General features: G+C 72.0%; 20 protein-coding genes and 1 pseudogene. 17 read left to right on the forward strand and 4 right to left on the reverse strand.

Features of this window, described 5'->3' with window-relative positions; genetic code table 11:
• Positions 1–123 precede the first annotated feature (123 nt).
• Together AC07F3_RS10305 and AC07F3_RS10310 are read left to right on the forward strand one after the other, a co-directional pair.
• Positions 124–669: a dihydrofolate reductase family protein gene (locus tag AC07F3_RS10305; RefSeq protein WP_479112410.1), complete on the forward strand. Its 546-nt coding sequence runs from the start codon at positions 124–126 to the stop codon at positions 667–669.
• A 198-nt stretch (positions 670–867) separates the two neighbouring features.
• Positions 868–1638 carry a dienelactone hydrolase family protein gene (locus AC07F3_RS10310; RefSeq protein ID WP_479112412.1) on the forward strand — a complete coding sequence of 257 codons (771 nt, stop codon included), beginning with the start codon at positions 868–870 and terminating at the stop codon, positions 1636–1638.
• A gap of 16 nt (positions 1639–1654) precedes the next feature.
• Here AC07F3_RS10310 and AC07F3_RS10315 read toward each other — a convergent pair whose 3' ends face one another.
• The gene (locus AC07F3_RS10315; protein ID WP_479112413.1) at positions 1655–3046 is read right to left on the reverse strand and encodes a mycothione reductase; all 1392 of its coding nucleotides are present in this window, start codon (positions 3044–3046) and stop codon (positions 1655–1657) included.
• Between the two features lie 319 nt (positions 3047–3365).
• Between AC07F3_RS10315 and AC07F3_RS10320 the strand changes: the two genes are divergently transcribed.
• The 5 genes from AC07F3_RS10320 (at position 3366) to nrfD (ending at position 9828) form a co-directional block, all read left to right on the forward strand.
• Positions 3366–3902, forward strand: a complete 537-nt coding sequence (locus AC07F3_RS10320) for a cysteine hydrolase family protein (protein WP_479112414.1) — start codon at positions 3366–3368, stop codon at positions 3900–3902.
• Positions 3903–4000: 98 nt separating this feature from the next.
• Complete coding sequence (locus AC07F3_RS10325) at positions 4001–4558, forward strand: hemerythrin domain-containing protein (protein WP_479112415.1); 558 nt, start codon at positions 4001–4003, stop codon at positions 4556–4558.
• 151 nt (positions 4559–4709) lie between these two features.
• Positions 4710–7955, forward strand: a complete 3246-nt coding sequence (gene fdh / locus AC07F3_RS10330; RefSeq protein ID WP_479112416.1) for a formate dehydrogenase — start codon at positions 4710–4712, stop codon at positions 7953–7955.
• Positions 7952–8860: a 4Fe-4S dicluster domain-containing protein gene (locus AC07F3_RS10335; protein WP_479112418.1), complete on the forward strand. Its 909-nt coding sequence runs from the start codon at positions 7952–7954 to the stop codon at positions 8858–8860. Before fdh ends, AC07F3_RS10335 begins: the two co-directional genes overlap by 4 nt.
• Before the next feature lie 74 nt (positions 8861–8934).
• Positions 8935–9828, forward strand: a complete 894-nt coding sequence (gene nrfD, locus AC07F3_RS10340; protein ID WP_479113069.1) for an NrfD/PsrC family molybdoenzyme membrane anchor subunit — start codon at positions 8935–8937, stop codon at positions 9826–9828.
• A gap of 22 nt (positions 9829–9850) precedes the next feature.
• On the opposite strand, the gene AC07F3_RS10345 is transcribed toward nrfD, so the two are convergent.
• Complete coding sequence (locus tag AC07F3_RS10345; protein ID WP_479112420.1) at positions 9851–10816, reverse strand: LLM class F420-dependent oxidoreductase; 966 nt, start codon at positions 10814–10816, stop codon at positions 9851–9853.
• A gap of 167 nt (positions 10817–10983) precedes the next feature.
• Between AC07F3_RS10345 and AC07F3_RS10350 the strand changes: the two genes are divergently transcribed.
• The 3 genes from AC07F3_RS10350 to AC07F3_RS10360 all read left to right on the forward strand — a co-directional run bounded on the left by AC07F3_RS10350 (position 10984) and on the right by AC07F3_RS10360 (position 12188).
• Complete coding sequence (locus AC07F3_RS10350; RefSeq protein ID WP_479112422.1) at positions 10984–11244, forward strand: DUF5133 domain-containing protein; 261 nt, start codon at positions 10984–10986, stop codon at positions 11242–11244.
• A gap of 99 nt (positions 11245–11343) precedes the next feature.
• Positions 11344–11739 carry an STAS domain-containing protein gene (locus AC07F3_RS10355; RefSeq protein ID WP_479112424.1) on the forward strand — a complete coding sequence of 132 codons (396 nt, stop codon included), beginning with the start codon at positions 11344–11346 and terminating at the stop codon, positions 11737–11739.
• Between the two features lie 11 nt (positions 11740–11750).
• Positions 11751–12188: an ATP-binding protein gene (locus AC07F3_RS10360; RefSeq protein ID WP_479112426.1), complete on the forward strand. Its 438-nt coding sequence runs from the start codon at positions 11751–11753 to the stop codon at positions 12186–12188.
• Positions 12189–12193: 5 nt separating this feature from the next.
• Here AC07F3_RS10360 and AC07F3_RS10365 read toward each other — a convergent pair whose 3' ends face one another.
• Entirely contained in the window at positions 12194–13084 is an 891-nt protein-coding gene (locus tag AC07F3_RS10365; protein ID WP_479112428.1) for a SigB/SigF/SigG family RNA polymerase sigma factor, read from the reverse strand.
• Between the two features lie 142 nt (positions 13085–13226).
• On the opposite strand from AC07F3_RS10365, the gene AC07F3_RS10370 reads away from it, so the two are divergent.
• Positions 13227–13661, forward strand: a complete 435-nt coding sequence (locus AC07F3_RS10370) for an ATP-binding protein (RefSeq protein WP_479112430.1) — start codon at positions 13227–13229, stop codon at positions 13659–13661.
• A 63-nt stretch (positions 13662–13724) separates the two neighbouring features.
• Here the strand turns inward: AC07F3_RS10370 and AC07F3_RS10375 are convergent, their stop codons facing one another.
• Positions 13725–14234 carry a DUF6328 family protein gene (locus tag AC07F3_RS10375; protein WP_479112432.1) on the reverse strand — a complete coding sequence of 170 codons (510 nt, stop codon included), beginning with the start codon at positions 14232–14234 and terminating at the stop codon, positions 13725–13727.
• 142 nt (positions 14235–14376) lie between these two features.
• Between AC07F3_RS10375 and AC07F3_RS10380 the strand changes: the two genes are divergently transcribed.
• The 6 genes and pseudogenes from AC07F3_RS10380 (at position 14377) to AC07F3_RS10405 (ending at position 19188) form a co-directional block, all read left to right on the forward strand.
• The gene (locus AC07F3_RS10380) at positions 14377–15399 is read left to right on the forward strand and encodes an iron-containing redox enzyme family protein (RefSeq protein WP_479112434.1); all 1023 of its coding nucleotides are present in this window, start codon (positions 14377–14379) and stop codon (positions 15397–15399) included.
• A gap of 48 nt (positions 15400–15447) precedes the next feature.
• Positions 15448–16101 carry a HemK2/MTQ2 family protein methyltransferase gene (locus AC07F3_RS10385; protein WP_479112436.1) on the forward strand — a complete coding sequence of 218 codons (654 nt, stop codon included), beginning with the start codon at positions 15448–15450 and terminating at the stop codon, positions 16099–16101.
• A complete protein-coding gene (locus AC07F3_RS10390) occupies positions 16082–16279 on the forward strand; it encodes a CDGSH iron-sulfur domain-containing protein (RefSeq protein ID WP_114037574.1) in 198 nt (65 codons plus the stop codon). Before AC07F3_RS10385 ends, AC07F3_RS10390 begins: the two co-directional genes overlap by 20 nt.
• Positions 16280–16325: 46 nt before the next feature.
• Complete coding sequence (locus tag AC07F3_RS10395) at positions 16326–17420, forward strand: carboxylate-amine ligase (RefSeq protein ID WP_479112438.1); 1095 nt, start codon at positions 16326–16328, stop codon at positions 17418–17420.
• 239 nt (positions 17421–17659) lie between these two features.
• Positions 17660–18460 carry a SigB/SigF/SigG family RNA polymerase sigma factor gene (locus AC07F3_RS10400; RefSeq protein WP_479112440.1) on the forward strand — a complete coding sequence of 267 codons (801 nt, stop codon included), beginning with the start codon at positions 17660–17662 and terminating at the stop codon, positions 18458–18460.
• Positions 18461–18604: 144 nt separating this feature from the next.
• Positions 18605–19188, forward strand: a pseudogene (locus AC07F3_RS10405) (isochorismatase family protein).
• Positions 19189–19308: the final 120 nt, after the last annotated feature.

Below are 19308 nucleotides of genomic sequence, written 5' to 3' on the forward strand. Positions count from 1 at the left end.
GATACACAGGGATTCGATCGCCCCCGATGAATTCGCGCACGCCGGACGGTCTATTCGGTAGGCCGCGCCGACGAGAGCGCACTCCGGGCGTTCCGCACGCGGGTCGGCCGGAGGGAGAACCCGATGGGCAAGGTGCTGTGGCACGTGACGATGTCGCTGGACGGATATGTGGCCGATCCCGGCCATGCGATGGGCTGGATGTCGGGAGTGCGGGTGGACCCGGCCGTCCCCAAGGAATCCATCGCGGGCCTGGGCGCGGTCCTGGGTGGTCGCCGCGGGTACGACGCGCTCGCCGAACGCCACCCGGGCCGGGCCGGCGCGCAGCCGTACGGCGGGGCGTGGAGCGGCCCGGTCTTCGTGCTGACGCACCATCCCGAGGACGCCACCCCCGATCCCGGCATCACGTTCCTGAACTGCGAGGTGTCCGAGGCGGTCGAGATCGGGCTCGCCGCCGCGGGAGGCAAGGTCCTGGAGATCCACGGACAGGACGTCGCCCGGCAGTGCGTCGAGCGCGACCTGATCGACGAGTTCTACGTCCACCTCGCGCCCGTCATGCTCGGCTCGGGGGTGCGGTTGTTCGACTGTCCCGGCATCGATCCCGTCCGCTGGGCCCTGATCCACGACGGGGACCCCGCGCAGGCCGTGAGTCTGCGCTACCAGCGACCCTGATCCCGAAGTCATGTTGAGATCGCGACAGTTGGAGCGCCTGGAGCCCTCGTTGGTGATGCCCCGTCAGGTAGGGCGGTGCGGCAGAGCCGGAGCCGGTGGCGGCTTGACCGCGCGGACCGCGAGGGTGATCGTAGGGATCGCCAAGTCGATCTCCGGATGGCCAGCGGCCCGTTGGACGCCGCGCCCTGGCCTCAGCCCGTGGAAGGAAGATCCGCCATTCTCAGCAGGACGTTTCACATCCCCACCCCCGACGGCCAGGCCGACGCCTTCGCCGCCTTCCCCGACGACGGCGAGCGGCACCCGGCGGTGCTCTTGTACATGGACGCCTTCGGCGTGCGGCCCGTACTGGAGGAGATGGCCCGCGAGCTGGCCGGGCACGGGTACTACGTGCTCGTGCCGAACGTCTTCTACCGGCACGGTCCGGCGCCGGTCGTCGAACTCCCCGAGCACATCGGCCATGACGACAGGCCCGCACTCTTCGCGCAGCTGATGCCGCTGATCAACGCGCACACCCCGGAGCACGCGCTGCGCGACGCGGACGCCTACCTCCAGTTCCTCACCACCCAGCCCGAGGTCGCGGCCGGCCCGGTCGCGGTGGTCGGCTACTGCATGGGTGCGGCGCTCGCGCTGCGCACCGCGGCGGCGCACCCCGACCAAGTGACCGCCGTCGCCGGATTCCACCCCGGCCCCCTGGTCACCGACGCACCCGACAGCCCGCACCGCCTCGCTCCCCAGTTGAAGGGGCAGCAGATCCACCTCGGTCTCGCCGAGAAGGACATGACGCCCGAGGCCGTCGCCGAACTCGACCGGGCTCTGGACGCCGCGGGTGTCAGCCACACCTGCGAGGTCTACCCGGGCGCCGTGCACGGCTTCACCATGGCCGACACCGATGCCTTCGACTCCGCCGCGCTGCGCCGCCATTGGGACCGGCTGCTTCCGCTCCTCGAGCGCGCGCTGGCCACGGGCTGAGGAGACACCGGGCCGGTCAGCTCGGCGACGGCTCTTCCGTCGGCGTGTCCAGGTCGCGCAGCGCGTTCTCCACGACCTCCGTGAGGGCCGGGTGGATCCACAGCGGCTTCTCCGCGAGCTCCCGCGCGGTCATCCTGAAGGTCAGGGCGAGGACGAGGGGCTGGACGAGGGTGGCGGCCTGCGGCCCGAGCAGGTGGGCGCCGATCAGGCGGCCGGTGCCCCGGTCGGCGAGGACCTTGCAGAAGCCCTCCGTCTCCTCCAGGGCCCAGCCGTAGGCCACGTCCGCGTAGCGGTGCACCGCAACGACGTAGTCGAGACCCTGGTCGCGTGCTTCCTGCTCGGTGAGGCCGACCTGCGCGATCTGGGGGCGGGTGAACACGGCGGAGGGGACCGCCTCGTAGCTCATCGTCCGCTCCCGGCCGGGGTGCAGGAGATTGTGGGCGACCACCTCGGCCTCACGGTTGGCGACGTGTTTGAGCGGCTGCGGGCTGGACACGTCGCCCAGCGCCCATACGCCCTCGGCGCTGGTGCGCAACTGCGCGTCGACGGTGATCCGTCCGTCCTCGCCCACCTCGACGCCGCTCCGGTCCAGGTCGAGCAGGTCGCTGTTGGGGCGGCGCCCGACAGCCACGAGCAGGGCCTCGGTTCGCAGCTCGGTGCCGTCGTCCAGCGTGACCAGGAGATCGCCCGGCTCGCCCGACAGCCCGGTCACCTCGCGCCCGAGGCGCAGGTCCCAGTGAGCGCGCATCGCCTCGGTGAAGGCCTCGGAGATCGATGCGTCCTGCTGGCTCAGCAGCCGGTCCTGCTGTTCGACCACGGTCACGTCGCTGCCCGCGGCGTGGAAGACGTGTGCCAGTTCCGCTGCGATGTACCCGCCGCCGACCACGACCAGACGGTCGGGCGGGGTGGCGACGCGCATGACGGTGTCGGACGTCTCGTAGGGCAGCCCGGAGCCGGCGATCACCGGCGGGACGACGGGCCGGCCACCGGCGGCGAGGACGACCCGGTCGGCGTAGAGGTCCACCGGCCCCGTCGCGGTCTCGACGCGCAGTCGGCGGTCGCCGGTGAAGCGGGCCCGCCCGCGGTACACGGTGATGTGGTCCGAGGCGCGCCGGCCCTGTTCGCCCTCCGTGGAGGTGCTGTCCAGGCGGCCGAAAACACGGTCGTGGACGGCGGGCCAGTGGATCCGCCGCAGCTCCGCGTCCACGTTGTGCCGCCCGGCCTCGCCTACGGCGTCGGCGACGTCGGCGGTCGCGGCGAGCATCTTGCTCGGGATGCAGCCGGCGTTCAGGCAGGTTCCTCCGAAGGGCCCCTCGGAGACGATGGCGACGTCCAGATGGGCAAAGCGGTCGTCGATGAGGGCGTTGCCCGACCCCGCTCCGACAACGATCAGGTCATGAGAGCGCATAGCGGCAACGTATCCGCTTCATGGCGATTCATTCTCTTTGGACCACGCGAGCCCGTCGGGCCTCCGACCCGCGGGATTGCTGGCTTCCTCGTCAGCCGAGCAGCCGGAGCACCCCCGCCTCGATGGGACCCTGCGCGGACGGGTGCCCGCAGTGTGCGCCCGCGCCGAGGTCGCCGTCCATCCAGGTCGGCGTGACGGCGGGGCGGGCACTGCCCCGGAATCGGCCGACGGCAGTGATCGCCCAACTGCTCAGGACGAACTCCGTCGCGTCAAGGCATGCCGCGTCCGGATCCGAGGGGCGGCGACGCAGGATGGGCGCATGGCAAAGACCGCGCTCATCGTCATCGACATGATCAACACCTATGACCACGAGGACGCGCAGTTGCTGCTGCCCTCGGTGAAGGCGGTCCTGCCGACCGTGGCGGAGCTGGTCGACCGTGCGCGCCGGAGCGACATCCCCGTCATCTACGTCAACGACAACTTCGGCGAGTGGCGCTCGCACCACGGCGAGATCGTCGAGACGGCGCTGCGCGGGCCGCATGCCGACCTGGTGCGGCCCATCGCGCCCGACAAGGCGTCCATGTTCGTCGTCAAGGCACGCCACTCCATCTTCTACGAGACACCGCTCGGCTATCTGCTGAGCCAGCAGGATGTCGACCACGTGGTGCTGTGCGGCCAGGTCACCGAGCAGTGCGTGCTGTACTCGGCGCTCGACGCCCACATCCGGCACCTGAAGGTGACCGTGCCCAGCGACGCCGTCGCGCACATCCACGAGGACCTCGCGGCGGCGGCCCTGCGCATGATGGAGCGCAACATGGGGGCGCACATCCCGGTCGCCGCCGACCTTCGCTTCTGAGCCCGGCGCCCGGTTAGGGACCCGGGCGAGCGGGCACCCGGGGGCCGGCCGGACACACACCGGCCGCCGAGATCGAAGCCACGGAAGCGAGGTACGTCATGGGCCATGGCGGAGATGTGATCGCGGAGCTGACGACCGACCACCGGGAGGTCGACGACCTGTTCGCCGAGATCGAGAAGGCCCCGGCCGGCAGCGAGGAACGCAAGAAGCTCGCCGACCGGCTCACGATCGAGCTGGTGCGGCACTCCGTCGCGGAGGAGGAGCACCTCTATCCCGCGGTACGGGAGTACCTCCCCCAGGGCGACGCGATCGCGGACAAGGAGCTGACCGACCACTCCAAGGTGGAGCAGCTCCTCAAGCAGCTCGAACACCGTGACGCCGACGCCCACGACTTCGACAAGATCGTGGCCGAGCTCAGGTTCGAGGTCACCTCGCATGTGCACGACGAGGAGACGAACCTGTTCGTGAAGCTCCGCCGGACCTGCTCGGCCGAGCGCCTGGAGGAGCTGGGCGACAAGATCCGCTCGGCGAAGAAGGCGGCGCCGACCCGCCCGCACCCCGGCGCGCCGAACACGCCCCCGCTCAACAAGCTCCTGGCCCCCGGGACCGGGTTCGTGGACCGCGTGCGCGACCACGTCACCGGCCGCGGCAAGTAACCGACCGCGTCCGCGGCGGCGCGGCCATGGACTTCGCCGCCCTGCGTCGCGCCCCGGGAGCGCCCCCGCGCCGCTCCGGTCGCCGTGGCGGGCGCGGCGGGTGAGCCTGGGAGGGCACCGGTCACGGGCGGGACGTCGAGGAGGAAGCTCCATGGGTGTGCGCAAGCGGGCCGGACGCTGGCCGGTCTACCGTCAGCTCACCGGCGCCGACCCGCTCGGCCGCGGCCGCGCCGCCATGTCGGAGCACACCGAACGGCTCAGGCCCCGTACCGAGACCGCCGACCGTGTGGTCCCGTCCATCTGTCCGTACTGCGCGGTCGGCTGCGGCCAGCAGGTCTACGTCAAGGACGACAAGGTCGTCCAGGTCGAGGGCGACCCGGACTCCCCGGTCAGCCGGGGCCGGCTGTGCCCCAAGGGCTCGGCGACGCTCCAGCTCACCACCGGCTCCGCCCGCCGCCACCAGGTGCTCTACCGCCGCCCCTACGCCACCGACTGGGAGCCGCTGGATCTGGAGACGGCCATGGACATGGTGGCCGACCGGGTGATCGAGACGCGGCGCCGCACCTGGGAGTGGGAGCACGAGGGGAAGCGGACCGCCCGCACCCTCGGCATCGCGAGCCTGGGCGGCGCGACCCTGGACAACGAGGAGAACTACCTCATCAAGAAGCTCCTCACGGGGCTCGGCGTGGTCCAGGTGGAGAACCAGGCGCGGGTCTGCCACAGCTCCACGGTCAGCGGGCTCGGCACGTCCTTCGGACGCGGTGGGGCGACCACGTTCATGCAGGACCTCCAGCACTCCGACTGCATCGTCATCCAGGGCTCCAACTTCGCCGAGGCGCACCCGGTCGGCTTCCAGTGGGTGATGGAGGCGAAGGCGCGCGGCGCCCGGATCATCCATGTGGACCCGCGCTACACCCGCACCAGCGCGCTCGCCGACCTGCACGTGCCGATCCGTGCGGGCAGTGACATCGCGTTCCTCGGCGGGATCATCAACCACGTCCTGACCGAGGAGAAGGACTTCCGCGAGTACGTCCTCGCCTACACCAACGCGGCCACGCTGGTCGGCGAGGACTTCCGCGACACCGAGGACCTCGACGGGGTCTTCTCCGGTCTCGACGAGGACGCGCACCACTACGACCCGTCGAGCTGGCAGTACGAGGGGGCGCGGGTGCAGGCGCCCGCCGGTGACGTGGACGAACAGTACGAGGAGCGCACGCGCGGATCCGGCGACCCCGAGACGCACGGCTCGGGCGGCGCGCGCACCGGGCACCTGGCACCGCGCGACGAGACGCTCACCCACCCGCGCTGCGTGTACCAGATCCTCAAACGCCACTACGCCCGCTACACACCGGAGTTGGTGGAGCGCACCTGCGGCGTCCCGCGCGAGACGTTCCTGCGGGTATGCGAGGACCTCACCTCGAACTCGGGCCGCGAGCGGACGAGTGCCTTCGTGTACGCGGTGGGCTGGACCCAGCATTCGGTCGGCTCGCAGTACATCCGCGCGGCGAGCGTGCTCCAACTACTGCTCGGCAACATCGGCCGGCCCGGCGGCGGCATCCAGGCGCTGCGCGGCCACGCCTCCATCCAGGGCTCCAGCGACATCCCCACCCTCTACAACCTGCTGCCGGGCTACCTTCCGATGCCGCACGCCCACGCGCACGAGACGCTGGACGCGTTCGTCGATGCCAGCCGCACCGAGAAGGGCTTCTGGGCCGAGATGCGGGCGTACTTCGTCAGCCTGCTCAAGGCCTACTACGGCGACGCGGCCACAGCGGACAACGACTACTGCTTCGACCACCTGCCGCGGCTGACCGGTTCGCACTCGACGTACGACACGGTGATGGCGCAGCTCGACGGCGTGTGCAAGGGGTATTTCCTGCTGGGCGAGAACCCCGCCGTCGGCTCGGCCAACACCCGGCTGCAGCGGCTGGGCATGGCGCGGTTGGAGTGGCTGGTCGTGCGTGACTTCTCGCTCATCGAGTCGGCGACCTGGTGGCAGGACGGCCCCGAGATCGAGACGGGCGAGCTGCGGACGCGGGACATCGCCACCGAGGTGTTCTTCTTCCCGGCCGCCTCCCACACCGAGAAGTCGGGCTCCTTCACCAACACCAACCGATGGCTCCAGTGGCACCACGCCGCGGTCGAGCCCGAGGGCGACGCCCGCAGCGATCTGTGGTTCATGTACCACCTGGGCCGGCGCATCAAGGCGGCACTGGCCGGCTCCACCGACCCGATGGACCGGCCCGTTCAGGATCTGACCTGGGACTATCCCGTGGACGGGCCGTTGCGGGAGCCGGTCGCCGACCACGTTCTCGCCGAGATCAACGGGCACGGCCCGGACGGGGCCCCGCTGTCCGCGTACACCCAGCTCAAGGACGACGGCTCGACGCGGTGCGGCTGCTGGATCTACTGCGGGGTGTACGCCGACGGCGTCAACCAGGCCGCCCGCCGCAAGCCCGGCGCCGAGCAGGACTGGGTGGCGGCCGAGTGGGCCTGGGCCTGGCCCGCCAACCGGCGCATCCTCTACAACCGCGCCTCGGCGGCACCGGACGGCGCCCCGTGGAGCGAACGCAAGGCGTACGTGTGGTGGGACGCGGCCGAGCGGAAGTGGACCGGCCGCGACGTTCCGGACTTCGTCCCCGACCGGGCACCCGACCACGTGCCGCCCAAGGACGCGAAGGGCCCCGACGCGCTGCGCGGCGACGACCCGTTCATCATGCAGGCCGACGGCAAGGGCTGGCTGTACGCGCCCGCGGGCCTGGAGGACGGTCCGCTGCCCACGCACTACGAGCCGCAGGACTCGCCGTTCACCAACGCGCTCTACCCGTCGGTGTCGCGCTCCCCCGTCCGCCAGCTGCTGCCCCGGGAGGGAAACCGCTACCACCCCAGCGGCGAGGAGAAGGGCGCCGAGGTCTTCCCGTACATCGTCACCACCTACCGGCTCACCGAGCACTTCACGGCGGGCGGGATGAGCCGCTGGTCCTCTCATCTCGCCGAGCTCCAGCCCGAGTTGTTCTGCGAGGTCTCCCCGCAGCTGGCCGCCGAGCGCGGTCTGGAACACACGGGCTGGGCCACCATCGTCACGGCCCGCAACGCGATCGAGGCCCGCGTCCTGGTCACGGACCGGATCCGGCCGCTGACCGTGCACGAGCGCACCGTGCACCAGATCGGTCTGCCCTTCCACTGGGGACCCAACGGCATGGTCACCGGGGACGCCGCCAACGAGCTGATGGCGATCGCGCTCGACCCCAACTCCCACATCCAGGAGGACAAGGCGCTCACCGCCGACATCCGCCCGGGACGTCGGCCGCGCGGCCCCGACCTGCCGAAACTCGTGGCCGATTACCGCAGGCGAGCGGGCATCACCGGCTCGACCGGCACGGAGGTACGTACATGACGGACCGTCATCTCTTGAGTGGTCCGGAGCCGGACCCGGCCCTCGACGCGGGGCACGCCGACCCGCCGCCACGCGTCGGCTTCTTCACCGACACCTCCGTGTGCATCGGCTGCAAGGCCTGCGAAGTGGCGTGCAAGGAGTGGAACGCCATCCCCGAGGACGGCCTGTCGCTGACCGGCATGAGCTATGACAACACCGCAGGCCTGGGCGCCTCGACCTGGCGGCACGTCGCCTTCATCGAACAAAAGGTGCCCGCACCGGACGGCAGGCCCCAACTCCCCCTCGTCGAAGGTGAGTCGAAGGAGCCGGCCGAGCCGTCCGAGCTGCGCTGGCTGATGTCGTCCGACGTGTGCAAGCACTGCACGCACGCAGCCTGCCTGGACGTGTGCCCCACCGGCTCGCTGTTCCGCACCGAGTTCGGCACGGTCGTCGTCCAGGAGGACATCTGCAACGGCTGCGGCTACTGCGTGCCCGCCTGTCCCTACGGTGTCATCGAGCAACGCCCGGGCGACGGACGGGCGTTCAAGTGCACGCTGTGCTACGACCGGCTGGGCGCCGGGCAGGAGCCCGCGTGCGCCAAGGCCTGCCCGACGGACTCCATCCAGTTCGGGCCGCTGGAGGAGCTGCGCGAGCGCGCGGCGCTGCGCGTCGGACAGTTGCAGGACGCCGGCGTGGCCGGGGCCCGGCTCTACGGCCACGAGCCCGACAACGGCGTCGGCGGCGACGGCGCCTTCTTCCTGCTGCTCGACGAGCCCGAGGTCTACGGCCTGCCGCCCGCGCCAGTGGTCACCACCCGCGATCTTCCCGCCATGTGGAAGCACGCGGGCGCGGCCGCCCTCGCCCTGCTCGGCGGGATGGCCGCGTCCTTCGCGCTGCCCGCGATCACCCGACGGAGGTCACGATGAGTGAGGCGAGCACCGCGCGCCCCGACGGCGGGCGCGGGACAGGGGGGCGGCGGGGTCGGCGCGGCGAGCAACTCATGGTGCCGCGCGCCGAGTTCGACTCGTACTACGGAAGGCCCGTCGTCAAGGCGCCGTCGTGGGCGGCGCGGGACATCGCCGGGTACTTCTTCCTCGGCGGACTCGCGGGGGCGGGCTCGGTGCTCGCCGCGGGCGCCCACCTGACGGGGCGCCCGGCCACGGCCACCGCCATGAAGGTGTCCTCCCTCGCGGCCGTGTCGCTCTCCGCGGCCGCCCTCGTCAACGACCTGGGCATGCCGAGCCGCTTCGCGAACATGCTGCGGGTGTTCAAGCCGACCTCGCCGATGAGCGTCGGCTCCTGGCTGCTGTCGGCCTACGGCCCCGCCGCGGGCGCCGCCGCCCTCACCGCCGCGACGGGGCGACTGCCCCGGGTCGGCGCGGCCGCCACGGCGGGGGCCGCGCTGCTGGGGCCCGCCGTGGCCTCGTACACGGCGGTCCTCGCCGCCGACACCGCCGTGCCCGCGTGGCACGGCGCCCACCGCGAACTGCCCTACCTCTTCGTGGCGTCGGCCACCGCCGCGGCCGCCGGGATGGCCCTGGCCGTGGGGCCGCCGCACGAGAACGGCCCGGCCCGCTGCGCCGCGCCGCTCGCCGCCCTCGCCGAGACGGCCGCCCACCGGTGCGTGCGGCGCCGCCTGGGCATGGTGGCCGAGACGTACGAGCGGGGCCGGGCGGGCGGGCTGCTCAAGGCCGCCGAGATCCTCACGGCGGCCGGGGCGGTGGCCGGCGCGGTGGCCGGGCACCGCCGTCCGGTGGCCGTGGCGGGCGGGCTCGCCCTGCTCGCGGGCTCGGTGTGCACCCGTTTCGGTGTGTTCGCCGCCGGGATCGCCTCGGCCGAGGACCCCCAGTACACGGTGGTTCCGCAGCGGGCGCTGCTCGATGCCGCTCACTGACCGCCGCGCCGGCCACGCCCGGTCACAGGTCGCGGAGCGCCGGCAGCAGCTTCTTCTCGGCCCAGTCGATGAAGGGCAGTTGGTGTTCTCCGCCGATCTGCACGAGGGCGACCTCGGTGAAGCCCGCGTCGACGAAGGGGCGCACCGCCTCGACGAACGCGCTGACGTCGTCGCCGCACGGGATGGCTTCGGCCACGTCCTGCGGGGTGACGAACTGCGTCGCCCCGGCGAAGCCGGACGGGCCCGGGAGTTCCGAGTTCACCGGCCAGCCGCCGCCGAACCAGCGGAACTGGTCGTGGGCGCGGGCGACCGCCGCGTCGCGGTCCGTGTCGAAGCAGACCGGCAGCTGGCCCACGCGGGGCTTGCCCGCGCCGCCGTGCCGGTCGAAGGACTCGACGAGCTCCCGCTTGGGTTCGGTGGCGATGAGGAGGTCGGCGCTGCGCCCGGCCAGGGCGCAGGAGCGCTCCCCGGACACCGCGACGCCGATCGGCGGGAGCTCGTCGGGCAGGTCCCAGAGCCGGGCGTTGGAGACGGCGAAGTGCGCACCCTCGTGGTTGACGTTGCCGCCCTCGAAGAGCGCGCGGATGATGTCGACGGCCTCGTCGAGCATCTCCAGGCGCACCTGGGGAGCGGGCCAACCGGCGCCCACCACATGCTCGTTGAGGTTCTCCCCGGACCCCAGCCCGAGGCGGAACCTGCCCTCGGACAGGATCTGCATGGTCGCCGCCTTCTGGGCCACGACCACGGGGTGGTAGCGCACCGTCGGACAGGTCACGTACGTCATGAGGGGGATGCGCGTGGTCGCCTGCGCCGCCGCGCCGAGCACGCTCCACGCGTACGAGGCGTGTCCCTGGCTGTCGAGCCAGGGGAAGTAGTGGTCGGAGGTGACGGAGAAGTCGAACCCCGCACGCTCTGCGGCGACCAGGTCCGTCACGAGTTCGCGCGGGCCGGTCTGCTCGGTCATCATTGTGTAGCCGATTTGCACCATATGTAATGACTAGCCGCGTTCCCTGGATGGAAACATCCCTCGCTCCACCTCACCGGCGCCGGGTCTCCCAGCCCGCCCCACGCGCCGCAGCCGCCCGGATCGCGGAGCCCGCCAGGTGCGGGCACCATGGGTGGGCTGGGCGCGGCGCCCACGGCCAGGAGGACTCGATGCTGCTGCCCGACAAGGTGACCCTCGCCCGTCTTCTCGCCCACTATCGCGAGCAGGAACGCCTGGTACTGGCCAATCCGCACGCACCGAGCCTGCGCAGGACCTTCGAGGACACCGCATACACGCTGTGCGTGCTGATGGGCGAGCGCACGGCGCACCAGGCGATCCGCGCCGCCGAGCGCTATCTGGGCGGGGCCGCGCTGCGTCCTACCCCGGGGCGGGACACCGGGTCACTGACTTCCGGCGGCCCGGGCAAGTAGAGCGGCTTCGACGGGGCACTCTCCCCATGGGTCTCTCCCGTGTACAGCCGGACACCGCTCCGCGCGCGGCGAGTGACAGCGAAGGAGGTGGGTGTACCCATGCCGACGGAATCGACCGACGCGCCCCGCGAGCGCACCGCCGGCGGCGGGCGCTTCGCGGTCGTGACGCGGCGCCTTCCCGAGGCCGCGGTCCTCTCACTGTCCGGCGAGCTGGACCACGACACCGCCGAACCGCTGCGCGCCGCCCTCGCCGAGCAGATCGCGGGGGCTCCGGAGCGGATCGTGGTCGACTGCCTGGGCCTGCGGTTCTGCGATTCGACCGGCCTCAACGCGCTGTTGCGGGCCAGGGCGGCGGCACAGACGGCGGGCGGCAGTGTGGAGCTCGCCGCGCTCCAGCCCCCCGTGGCCCGGATGTTCGAGATCACCGGGGCGCATGCCGTCTTCCGCACCCACGCCGACCTGGACGCGGCGCTCGCGGCCGGGCCCGCGGCGTAGCGGGGCGCGACATGGGCGGCACGCAACCCCTCGGGCACGGCCAGATCCGCCGCCTGGCGCTGTTCGGCGTCAAGGGCGCGGTCACCCGCTGCCGCGATTTCACGGCCCGCGCCCTGAACGACTGGGGCTGGACGTCGGCCGTCGAGATGGCCGACGCGCAGCGGGTCGACGATGTGCTCCTGCTGGTGTCCGAGGTCGTCACCAACGCCTGTCTGCACGCGGGCGGGCCCCGGGAGCTGGTCCTGCGGCACGCGGACGGCCGTCTGCGGGTGGAGGTGCTCGACGACAATCCCGCCGTGCCCGTCCGCCGCCCCCGCGCCCCCTCCCTGCCCGGCGGCCACGGCCTGATGGTGCTCGACCGGCTCGCGGGGAGCTGGGGCACGGTGTCCGCGGGGGCGGGCAAGGTGGTGTGGGTGGAGGTCGTCCTGCCCTCGCGGGGCGGGGCGTAGGCCCCTCAGGCCTCGTCGCTCGCGTCCTCCAGGAGGCCCGAGCGCAGCCGGTCCAGGATCTGCGCCAGCAGGCGCGAGACGTGCATCTGGGAGAGCCCCACCCGGGCGCCGATCTCGGACTGCGTCAGCTCCTCGCCGAAACGCAGCGAGAGCAGGGTGCGCTCACGGTCGGTGAGGGCCGCGATGAGCGGCTTGAGGGACTCCAGGGACTCGACGACGTCGAACGCCTCGTCCTCCCGGCCGAGCGAACGCATCACCGCGCTGGCGCCCGCGTCCACGTCGTCCGCGATGTCGAGCGAGCGCGTGGTGTAGGCGTTGGCGGCCTGCTCGCCCTCGACGACTTCGGCCTCGGGCACACCCAGGCGCGCCGCCAGCTCGGCCGTGGTGGGCGCCCGGCCGAGTTCCTGCCCGAGCGCCGCCTGGGCTCCGGCCAGCCGCAGCCGCAGCTCCTGGAGCCTGCGCGGCACCTGGACCGCCCAGCTGGTGTCACGGAAGAACCGCTTCATCTCCCCGGTGATGGTCGGCAGCGCGAACGAGGAGAACTCCACTCCGCGCTCCGCCTCGAAGCGGTTGATCGCCTTGATCAGGCCGATCGTGCCGACCTGGACGATGTCGTCCATCGGCTCCACGCGGTTGCGGAAGCGCCGCGCCGCGAACCTCACCAGGCTGAGGTTGAGCTCTACCAGGGTGTTGCGGACGTAGGCGTGCTCCGGGGTGCCCTCCTCCAGTGCGCCGAGACGCGCGAACAGGGCCGCCGAGAGCGACTGGGCCTCGCCGGTGCTCAGCGTCTGGGGGCGCTCCACCTCGGCGATGCCGTCCAGCGCCCGGCGCCGCACGTCGGAGGCGGGCGGTTGCGGCGGTGCGGTACGGATCGGTCCTGCGGAGGCGGTACGCATGGGGCTCCTTCGACGGGGCGGGGGCGCCCTGCCCGGTGGCAGGAGGTCCGTCGTCCGAGCGGTCCTGCACATTTGATGCCCGTTTTACGCCTCTTTCATACCGAATGCGATTCGGTTCCGGGTTCTCGGGCAGTCGCCTGTCATGGATGGCGGACACGTCACGAAGGAGCTCTCGGCGACCCGCCGGTTCGGCCTTGACGGCGGCCCCGGTGTGGTGGCCCGGAGCCGGGACCTCACACGCGGCGTCCTCGACGAGTGGTTCGGCCCACGCGGCCCGCTGGACAGCGCCGCGACCGAGGACGCGCTGCTGCTGGTGTCCGAACTGGTCACCAACGCCTGCACGCACGGTGACTCCCCCTATGAGCTGCGCCTGGACCACGTCGGCAGCAGGGTGTGGGTACAGGTCAGCGACCACAGCCCCGAACGCCCGCGCCCGCACGGCCGGCACCGTGCCGCCAGGGCCTCCGGCCACGGTCTGTATCTGCTCCAGCGGCTCTCCGCTGCCTGGGGCTGGGTGCCACGCGGCCGGGGCAAGACCGTCTGGTTCGAGATCCGCCTGCCGGAAACCGAGCCGTAGGAAACGCTGCCAGGCAGGGAGCCCGCGGCTGCGGGGTGTCGAGAACCCAGGTCGGCAGAGCCCTCAGGTCTGGTCCTCATCCGTGTGCCGGTGCCGCACCCACAGGGGCAGCGCGAACCAGCACACCAGGTACCAAACGACGACGGCGCCCACCAGCCAGCCCCAGTAGTCGCCCTCGGAGGCGACCCGCAGGACCAGGATCAGCGCCGAGGTCATCGTGGCGAGGAGCAGCACCAGGCCCGTGACCGTGAGCCGGGACGCCCACCGCACGGCGGTCGGTTTGATGTGGCGCCCCGCCAGCAGACGGTGGAAGGACACCGGCGCGACCAGGGCGCCGGTGGTCACCGAGCCGAGCACCACCGTGCACACGTAGATGGTCCGGTCGGTGTGGCCCAGCTGGTGGAAGACGGGGGTGAACGCCACAGTGAGGAGGAAGCCGAACAGGATCTGCACGCCCGTCTGCGCCACCCTGACCTCCTGGATGAGGTCGCCCCACTTGCGGTCCGCGCGCCCGGCCGGTGACTCGTCGCGCCCGTCGTCGAACTGCCGGTTCCCGTCGTCGTCCGTCCGCATGGCGTCCTCCCGCACTCCGCACCGCGCCGCCCGCGGGGTGCACGGGCGGTGCCGCATCAGTACCCGGTGCGGCTCTTCTGAATCAGCGGGACCGACCGACGGGTGAGCGTTGCGCGCGGCCCGCACCGGGTAGGCGTAGACCATGACCACCCAGCAACACGGCCCCGCCCTGCCAGAGGCCCGCGGTGAACTCTCCGCGGCACTGATCGATCACCTGCGCGGCGGTGTCACCCCCCTCCCCGACGAGAAAGCCGCCGCACGGGCGCAGCCCTACGGCGACGATCTGCAGCTCGCCCTGTACGTCTCCTACGAGCCGCACTACCGCGGCTTCGCCGGGGTGGACGAGGAGTGCGAGTGGGATCCGGCCCTGATCGGGGCGCGCCGCCTGCTGGAGGATCGGTTCCTCACGGCGCTGCGCCACGACGCGGCACGCGGGCACGACGACGTCGACGAAGCCTTCGGCGAACTGCTCGTGGAGCCGGTCCACGGCACCGGCGTCTCGCACCACCTCCAGGACGAGGGCGAGCTGTGGCAGCTGCGCGAGTACGCCGCCCAGCGTTCGCTGTACCACCTGAAGGAGGCCGATCCACACGCCTGGGTGCTCCCGCGGCTGTGGGGCCGGGCGAAGGCGGGGATGGCCGCGGTGGAGTTCGACGAGTTCGGAGGCGGACGCGCCGAGCGGGTGCACGCCCGGCTCTTCGCCGACCTCATGGACGACCTCGGCCTGGACACCGAGTACGGCCACTACCTGGAGGCCGCGTCGGCCCAGATGCTGGCCACGGTGAACCTCATGTCGCTGTTCGGGCTGCGCCGCTCCCTGCGCGGCGCGCTCGTCGGCCACTTCGCCACCCTGGAGGTCACCTCGTCGCCCGCCTCGCGACGGCTGGCGCTGGCCATGAAGCGGGCCGGCGCGGGCCCGGCCGCCGAGTTCTTCTACACCGAGCACGTGGAGGCCGACGCGGTGCACGAACAGGTCGTGCGCCACGAGGTGGTCGGCGGTCTGCTGGAGGAGGAGCCGCGGCTCGCGGCGGACATCGTGTTCGGCATCGACGCCACCGTGTTCCTCGAGGACCGTTTCGGCGACCACCTGCTCGCATGCTGGCGGGCCGGCAACACCTCGCTGCGGATCCCGCTTCCCGCCCCGGCAGGCACCCCGGCGCAATAAACATCGAATTCAATAGATCTATCCCGAATTGCCGGGTACGCGGGGAAGGTGAATCTTATCGCTCTCCCTGGTGTGTACGGCCCGCAGGACGACACCGCCCTGCTGGCGGAGACGCTGCGCGACGAGCCGGTGCCGCAGGGCGCCGAAGTCCTCGACATCGGCACCGGCACCGGCGCGCTCGCCCTGGCGGCGGCCCGCCGCGGCGCCCGGGTCACGGCGGTCGACATCTCGTGGCGCGCGGTGCTCAGCACCCGTCTCAACGCGCGACTGGCCGGGCTGCCCGTCAACGTGCTGCGGGGCAACCTGCTGGCGCCGGTGGCGGAACGCTCCTACGACCTCATCCTGAGCAACCCGCCCTACGTACCGGCGGACCGCCCCACCGCCCCCAGGCACGGCCCCGCCCAGGCCTGGGACGCGGGAGGGGACGGCCGCCTCCTGCTGCGCCGCATCTGCCGCGAGGCCCCCCTGCGGCTGCGGCCCGGTGGCGTGCTCCTGCTCGTCCACTCCGCGCTCAGCGGCGCCGAGTCGACGCTCGCCGAGCTGCGGGAGGAAGGGCTCAAGGCGTCGGTGGCGGCCCGCCGGTCCATCCCGTTCGGGCCGGTGCTGCGCTCGCGCAGCGCGTGGCTCGCGGGGCAGGGCCTGATCGAGGACGGCGAGACGACAGAGGAGCTGGTGGTGATCCGTGCCGAACGTCCCGTCTGACGAGAACCGGCGCATCCAGCTGCGCCGCGAGGGGCCGCTCCTCGTCGAGGGCCCCGTGGAAGTCGTGCTCGAAGACGGCACCACCGCCGTCTCGGAGCGCTGTGTGGTCGCGCTGTGCACCTGTCGGCGCAGCCGCCGCTACCCGTGGTGCGACACCAGCCACCGACGCCGGAGCTGACACGGTGAATCCGGTTCACACGGTGCCCACGGGGTATCTGGACACCATGATCACGTTTGGGGTCGAAGAAGAGTATCTGCTGGTGGACCCCGTCACAGGCCTCCCCGTCGCGCGCTCCGAAGAAGTACGCGCCGCCGCGGACCTCGGCCCCGTCGCCGACGAGGAGGAGGTGCAACCGGAACTGCTCCAGGCGCAGGTGGAGGTGGCCACGCCCATCTGCATGGCGCTGGAGGAGGCCGGCGGCCACCTGCTGCGGCTGCGGCACGCCGTTGCGGCCGCGGCCGAGGAACTCGGCTGCCGGTTGGCACCGGTCGCGGCCGCGCCCCACCTCGGCGCGGCACCGGTGCCCGTCACCGATCGGCCGCGCTACCAGGCCATGCACACCAGCGCCGCGCAGCTCGTCGACGAGCAGCTGATCAACGGCATGCACGTCCACGTCGCGGTCCCGGACCGCGAGGTGGGCGTCGCCGTGCTGAACCGGATCCGGGTCTGGCTGCCCACCCTGCTCGCCCTGTCGGCCAACTCGCCGCTGTGGGACGGCCGCGCCACCGGGTTCGCCAGCTGGCGCACCCTGGTCTTCGGCCGCTGGCCGGTGAGCGGCCCTCCGCCGCGCTTCGCCGACATCGACGACTACGAGTCCCGCGTGAACGCGCTCAACACCGCCGGAGCGGTCCTGGACAACGGCCAGCTCTACTGGCATGCCCGGCTGTCCGAGCGCTACCCCACCGTCGAAATCCGCTGTCTGGACGTCCAGTTGAAGGTGGACGAGGCCGTGATGCTCGCCGGTGTCGTACGGGCCCTGGTGGCGACGGCGATGCGCGAGCAGAAGGACGGCGAGCCCGTCCCGGAGATCCCGCAGGAACTCCTCCAAGCGGCAACCTGGCGCGCCGCCCGCGACGGGCTCAGCGGCAAGCTCATCGATCCCACCGGCCGGCTGCGCAGATGCGGCGACGTGCTGTGCATGCTCGCCTCGCACATCGGCCCCGCCCTGGAAGCGGCGGGCGACGCCCGCGAAGTCAACTCCTTGCTGCACCGGCTCCTGCGCGAAGGAACCGGAGCGGACCGGCAACTCCAGGCCTTCGCCGAGGGCGGCATGCCCGCCGTGCTCGACCTGATCACGGACCGAACCCACACCGCCTGAAGCACCAAGCTCCCCAGCGCTCGCATCTGGCGGCCCTGTACGGGGAATTCCGCGAGACACCGTACGCAATCCGCCGCACACACACCGCTAATTGTTCCGCCGCGCCGCGAGTCGCGCCCCGCGGAATGTATAAGGCCCGCTCCAGCGGACATACGCCCCGACGGAATGAACAGCGCCGGGACCTTTTGCGCGCACCACGTTCCTTCCTCCGGAAAACCTCGCGCCGAGGAGCGGAAGCCATGTCCACTCGCTGTGCCGCCCGCCGCAGGTACGACGACACCCCGCACACCGATGAGGCTTTCGGACGGCTCGCGGCCCTCCCCGAGGGAGATGAACGGGCCGCTCTGCGCGAGGAGTTGGTCACCGCGTGGCTGCCCCTGTCGCGGCGGCTCGCCGGACGCTACCGCAACCGGGGCGAGTCTCCGCAGGATCTGTGCCAGATCGCGGCGGTCGGCCTGCTCAAGGCCGTCGACGGGTTCGATCCCGAGCACGGCACCGCGTTCATCGGCTATGCGATACCGACCATCACCGGCGAGATCAAGCGCCATTTCCGGGACCACATGTGGACGCTCCACGTGCCGCGCCGCGTACAGGAACTCCGCAACCAGGTCCGCGAAGCCCGCCATGAGCTCCAGGCGGCGGGGACCGACGAGCCCAGCGCCCCGGACCTCGCCCGGCACACCGGCCTGACCGAGAGCGAGGTGCGCACGGGCCTGGAAGCCCTGCACAGTTTCAGCGCCCTCTCCCTCGATGCCGAGCAGAGCGCCACCGAGGCGCCCTGCACCCTGGGCGACGCGATCGGCGCGGACGACCCGGCGCTCGACACCCTCGTGGAGCGCGAGTCCGTCAAACCCGGACTCCACGCACTGCCCGCCCGCGAACGGCGGATCCTGTACCTGCGCTACTTCCAGGGCATGACCCAGAAGAACATCGGCCGCGAGCTCGGCATCTCCCAGATGCAGGTGTGCCGCCTGCTCAGACAGTGCTGCGAGCAACTGCGCGACGAGGCGATGTGCCCGATCGCCGACGAGGCCGGCTGATCCCGCCCGAGCCGAACGCCTTTTGCTGATGCAGCGTCACACAGCCGTGTCTCTCGCGCATCGAGCCGCCGGGCGCCCGTGGGCGGTCGCACGCTCCACCGTAACCCTGTGGAGACGGCCGCCCCGACGGGACATGATGACGCCATGAGTGATCACGTGGTTCCCGTCCAAGCCCTGCTCGTGGTGGATGTCCAGTCGGCTTCGGTCGACGGGCCAGGGGCGGTGCCCGACGCCGCCCGGCTGCTCGACCGCACGGCCGACCTCATCGCCCGGGCCCGTAAGGCCGGGGCGCTGGTGGTCCACCTCCAGAACGACGGGCAGCCCGAGGCGGACGACGAACCACTGACGCCCGGCTGGGAGCTCCACCATCCGATCGAGACCGGCCCCACCGAAGTCGTGATCCGCAAGACCAGGGACGACGGGTTCGCCGGAACATCGCTGGGGAGCCTGTTGACCGCGACCCGGGTCGAGGCGCTCGCCGTCTGCGGAATGATGTCCGAGATGTGCGTCCAGGCGACCGCCCGGACGGCGCTGGAACGGGGCTACCGCGTGGTCCTTCCGCACGACGCCCACGCGACGCAGAACATCCCCGCGGCGCCCGGCATCAGCGACGCGATCCCGGCCGCCACCGTCTCCCGCGTTGCCAATGGGCCCTCGGCCGCGACGTCGAGGTCATCGCCCGTGCCGCCGACCTGACGTTCGCCCCGCTTCCGGCGCGGATCGACTGAGCCCCAACTCCCGTACGCACCCGGGGCTTTGCTGCCTAAACCCCGCGCGGCCGGGAGCAACACACCCGGGCTCGGCCCCGCTGCAACGGCGGACCGTCCGCGCCAGCCGGCCCGAACAAC

The sequence above is a fragment of the Streptomyces sp. NPDC045846 genome (genome assembly GCF_056431605.1).